General features: G+C 74.2%; 2 protein-coding genes. Both read right to left on the minus strand.

All coding sequences use genetic code 11. The annotated features are described in order from the left end of the window. The coding region (locus ACIRYZ_RS46065; protein ID WP_402955615.1) for a type I polyketide synthase at positions 1-1,773 on the minus strand (1,773 nt) is incomplete at its 3' end. A 48-nt stretch (positions 1,774-1,821) separates the two neighbouring features. Continuing rightward, on the minus strand, positions 1,822-5,277 hold a 3,456-nt coding region (locus ACIRYZ_RS46070), incomplete at its 5' end, for an SDR family NAD(P)-dependent oxidoreductase (RefSeq protein ID WP_402955618.1).

Here is a 5,277-nt window from a genome sequence, read left to right on the forward strand (position 1 = left end):
AGCGGCGAACACCGCCGACTCCTCCAGCAGACCCGCAGCCATCCCCGCCCACTGCGACCCCTGCCCCGGGAACACGAACACCGTACGACCGGCGGCCTTGATCTCGCCGGTGACGGCGTGACGGGCCGGAGTCCCGTCGGCGAGAGCCCGCAGTGCCCCCTGCACCTGCCCGGTGTCCCCGGCCACGACCACGCCGCGGTGTCCCAGCAGTGCCCGGGTGGTGGCCAGCGAGTAGGCCGTGTCGCGCGGATCGGCATCCGGGTTGGCCGCCAGGAAGTCGGCCAGCGTCCGGGCCTGCGCCCGCAGGGCCGCCGCGGACTTGCCGGAGAGGACCCAGGGCAGCACGGTCTCGGGTCCGGTGCGTTCGGTGTGCCCGTTGTCGGGCGCGGGCGGGGCCTCCTCCAGGATCAGGTGGGCGTTGGTGCCGCCGATGCCGAAGGAGGACACCGCGGCGCGGCGCGGCTCCTCGCGGCGCGGCCAGTTCACCGGCTCGGTCAGCAGCGACACCGTCCCGGCGGCCCAGTCCACGTGGGGAGTGGGCTCGTCCACGTGCAGGGTGCGCGGCAGCACGCCGTGCCGCATCGCCATCACCATCTTGATCACACCGGCGACACCGGCGGCCGCCTGGGTGTGACCGATGTTCGACTTCAACGAGCCGAGCCACAGCGGCCGCTCCGCCGGGCGGTTGCTGCCGTACGTGGCGATCAGCGCCTGCGCCTCGATCGGGTCACCGAGCTTCGTGCCGGTGCCGTGCGCCTCGACGGCGTCGACCTGGTGGTCCTCCAGTCGGGCGGCGGCCAGGGCCTGGCGAATCACGCGCTCCTGGGACGGCCCGTTGGGCGCGGTCAGGCCGTTGCTGGCACCGTCCTGGTTCACCGCGCTGCCGCGCAGGACGGCCAGCACCGGGTGCCCGTTGCGTTCGGCGTCCGAGAGCCGCTCCAGCACCAGCACGCCGGCGCCCTCGGCGAAGCCGGTGCCGTCGGCGGTGGCGGCGAAGGACCGGCAGCGGCCGTCGGGCGACAGGACCCGCTGGCGGCTGAAGTCGGTGAACAGCAGGGGGGTGGACATGACGGTCACCCCGCCGGCCAGGGCGAGGTCGCACTCGCCCTGTCGCAGCGACTGGCTGGCGACGTGCAGGGAGACCAGCGACGAGGAACAGGCGGTGTCCACCGTCATGGCCGGGCCTTCGAGGCCGAAGGTGTAGGAGATGCGGCCGGAGGTGACCCCGCCGGCGCCACCGGTCGACAGGTGGCCTTCGACGCCGTCGGGCAGGTCCCGCAGGCCGGTCCCGTAGTCGTGCTGCATGGCCCCGACGAAGACCCCGGTGCGGCTGCCCCGCAGCGAGGCGGGCACGATGCCCGCCCGCTCGAACGCCTCCCAGCAGGTCTCCAGCAGCAGCCGCTGGTGCGGGTCCATCGCCAGCGCCTCGCGGGGCGCGATGCCGAACAGGTCCGCGTCGAACTGGTCGACGTCGTGCAGGAACCCGCCCTCCCGAGCGTAGGACTTGCCGGGCGCCTGGGGATCGGGGTGGTAGAGGCCGGCCAGGTCCCAGCCGCGGCCGACCGGGAACTCCGAGATGGCGTCGGCGCCGTCGGCGACCAGCCGCCACAGGTCTTCGGGGGACCGGACGCCGCCCGGGAAGCGGCAGCTCATCGCGACGATCGCGATCGGCTCGTGCTTCTCCTCCTGAAGCTCACGCAGGTTCTGGCGGCTCTGGTGCAGCTCGGCCGTGACCCACCGAAGGTGGTCGAGGAGCTTCTCTTCAGTCGCCATGCAACACCAATCCCTGAAGGTCGTTCGGACGTCCGCAGCCGCGAGGCGTCATGATGAACGCCCCAGCTCGTTGTTGATGAATGCGAAGATCTCGTCGGCGGTGGCCGCCTGGAGCCGCTCGCCGACCGCGGCGGGCTCCGGGCCCGCCTCCAGCCCCGGCACCCGCCCGCTGGCCAGCTTGGTCAGCAGGTTCTCCAGCCGGGCGGTGACCTTGGTGCGCAGGCCCTCGTCGGTGCTGATCGCCGCGACGGCGGCCTCCAGGCGGTCGAGCTCCTCCAACGGCGAGCCGTCCGTCACGGTCTGCTGGACCAGCCGCCCGTGCAGGTGGTCGCTGAGCAGGCTGAGGGTCGGGAAGTCGAAGACGAGGGTCGCCGACAGCCTCAGCCCGGTGGCCGAGCTCAGCCGGTTGCGGAACTCCACGGCGGTCAGTGAGTCGAAGCCGAGTTCCTTGAACGTCTGCTCGGCCCGGATCGCGCCTGGTGTCCGGTGTCCCAGCACACCGGCCAGCTGTCCCTGCACCAGGTCGAGCAGCAGGCGCCTCTGCTCCTCCTCGGAGAGCGGCGCCAACCGCTGCTCCAGGGTCTGCGCCGCCTCGGCGCCGCCGGTCCGGGTCGGCCGGGCGGGCCGGCGGACCAGCTGTCGGAAGAGCCCGGGTGTGGCGTCGGCCCCGCCCTCCGAGCGGGCCAGGACGGCGCTGTCCAGCCGGACGAGCAGCTGCAGCGGTCGGTCGACGGCCCGGGCGAGGTCGAACAGCGCCAGTCCCTGGTGTGTCGGAAGCGGTGTGACGCCCCGGCGGGCGAGGCGGGCCCGGTCGCCCTCGTCCATGGCTCCGGTCATGCCGCTGGTCTCCTCCCACAGCCCCCAGGCCAGCGAGGTCGCGGGGAGCCCGTGGGCCCGCCGGTGCTGGGCCAGGGCGTCGAGGAAGGCGTTGGCGGCCGCGTAGTTGCCCTGTCCCGCGTTGCCGAAGGTCGCCGCGATGGAGGAGAACAGGACGAAGAAGCGCAGGTCCTGCCCAGCGGTCAGCTCGTGCAGGTGCGCCGCCGCGTCCGCCTTGGGCAGCAGGACGCGGGACAGGCGCTGCGGATCCAGGGATTCAATGATCCCGTCGTCCAGGACGCCCGCGGCGTGCACGACCCCGGTCAGCGGGTGTTCGGGGCTGACGGTGTCGAGCAGCGCCGCCAGCTGGGCGCGGTCCTCGACCTCGCAGGACGCCACGGTGACCTGGGCGCCCAACTCGGCCAGCTCGGCCACGAGAGCCGCCGCGTGCTCGGCCCGTGCGCCGCGACGGCTGGCCAGCAGGAGGTGCCGGACGCCGTGTTCGGCCACCAGGTGCCGGGCGAGCAGACGGCCCAGGGCGCCGGTGCCGCCGGTGATCAGGACGGTGCCCTCGGCGTCGGCCGGCCGGGCGGTCTCGGCGGGGGGCGGGGTCCGGGTGAGGACGGGTACGAGGGCGGCGCCCGCGCGGATCGCCAGTTGCGGCTCGCCGCCCGGCAGGACCACGGGCAGTTCGAGGGTGGAAAGCTCCTGGTCGTCGAGGTCGACCAGCACGAACCGGCCGGGGTTCTCGGTCTGCGCCGACCGGACCAGGCCCCATACCGCCGCGGCGGCCAGGTCGGTGACGTCCTCGCCGGGCTCCACCGCGACCGCGCCCCGGGTGACCACCACGAGCGGCGTGGTCATCAGCGCCGGTTCGGCCAGCCAGCCGCGCAGCACCTCCAGGACGCGGGCGGTCTGCGCGTGGACGGTGTCCATCAGGGCTCCGTCCGCGCCGTAGGCGATGACCGGCAGGACCACGGCGTCCGGGGTGGGCGCGCCGCCGGCCAGGTCCGCGCGCAGCGTTGCCAGGTCCGGATGCGTGATGACCAGGCCGCCGGCCGACTCCAGGGCCATGCCCAGCTTGGCGTCGTCGGCTCCCAGTACGGTCCACATGCCGGCGGCTTCGGGCGCGCCCTCGTGCGCGCTGGACGCGACCCACTCCAGCCCGAACAGGGCGTCCCGCCCAGCGCCGCGGGCGGCGCCCAGCTGGGCGGCGGTGACCGGCCGCATCACCAGGGACTGGGCGGTCAGCACGGGCCGGCCGGTCTCGTCGGTGGCGGTCACCGAGATCGCCTCCGGCCCGGCGGCGGAGATGCGCACCCGCAGTGCGGCGGCGCCGGTGGCGTGCAGCGAGACGCCGGACCAGGAGAACGGCAGCCGTGCCCGTCCGGTGCCGCCGTCGGGGCTCCCGGCCGAGTCCGGCGCGGGGAAGAACGATCCGAGCTGCGCGGTCTGCAGCGCCGCATCGAGCAGAGCCGGGTGGAGGCCGAAGGTGCCTGCGTCGTCGTGCTGCTCGGGCGACAGGCGCACCTCGGCCAGCACGTCGTCACCGTGCCGCCAGGCAGCGGCCACGCCCTGGAAGGCCGGTCCGTACTCGTACCCGTCCAGTGCCACCCGGTCGTAGAAGTCGTCCAACTCGACGGCGACCGCGCCGGCGGGCGGCCACTGTCCGCCGTCCGGTTCCCCGGCATCCGGCACCGTGGTGGCCGGGGCCAGCGTCCCGCTGGCGTGGCGGGTCCAGGGGACGTCGGCGGAGCCGCCGTCCGGCCGGGCGTACAGGCCCAGCGGTCGGCGTCCGTTCTCGTCCGGGGCTCCCACCACCACCTGCAGGGCCGTCCCGCCCTGCTCGGGCAGGAGCAGCGGCGCCGCGAGGGTCAGCTCCTCCACCAGCTCGCAGCCGACTCGTTCACCGGCCCGGGCCGCCAGCTCGACGAAGGCGGTGCCGGGCAGCAGGACGGTGCCCGCCACGGCGTGGTCGGCGAGCCACGGGTGGGTGCGCAGGGACAGACGTCCGGTCAACAGCTGCTCATCGGTGGCCGCGATGGTCACCTCGGCACCCAGCAGCGGGTGTTCTGCGGCGTCGAGGCCGAGGCCGGCCGCGGCGGCGCCGCCCGACACGGCGGCCGGGCTGTTCCACCAGTAGCGCTCGTGCTGGAAGGCGTAGGTCGGCAGGTCGATACGGCGGGCACCCTGGCCCGCGAACAGGCGCTGCCAGTCGATGGTGACGCCGTGGACGTACGCCTCGGCGAAGGAGGTCAGCAGCCGTTCCAGGCCGCCCTCATTGCGGCGCAGCGACCCGACGGCCGTCGCCATGGGGTGGCCGAGCGCTTCGGCGGTCTCCTCGATGCCCATCGTGAGCACCGGATGCGGACTGGCCTCGATGAACGCCTGGTGCCCCTGCCCCAGCAGGAAACCCACCGCCTCCTCGAACCGCACCGTCTGACGCAGGTTGCGGTACCAGTACTCCGCCCCCAGATCACCCGACGCCACGTCGACCCAGCCGCCGTGCACCGTCGACAGGAACGGAACCCGCGGCGCCACCGGCACCACCGGCACCAGCACCTCCCCCAGCTCCTCCCGCAGCGACTCCACATGCACCGTGTGCGAGGCGTAGTCCACCGGGATCCGCCGGGCCCGAACACCCCGCGCCTCCCACTCCGCGAGCAGCTCGTCCAGCGCACCGGCATC

Origin of the sequence: Kitasatospora sp. NPDC101155 (assembly GCF_044768305.1) — a bacterium.
GTDB lineage: Bacteria > Actinomycetota > Actinomycetes > Streptomycetales > Streptomycetaceae > Kitasatospora.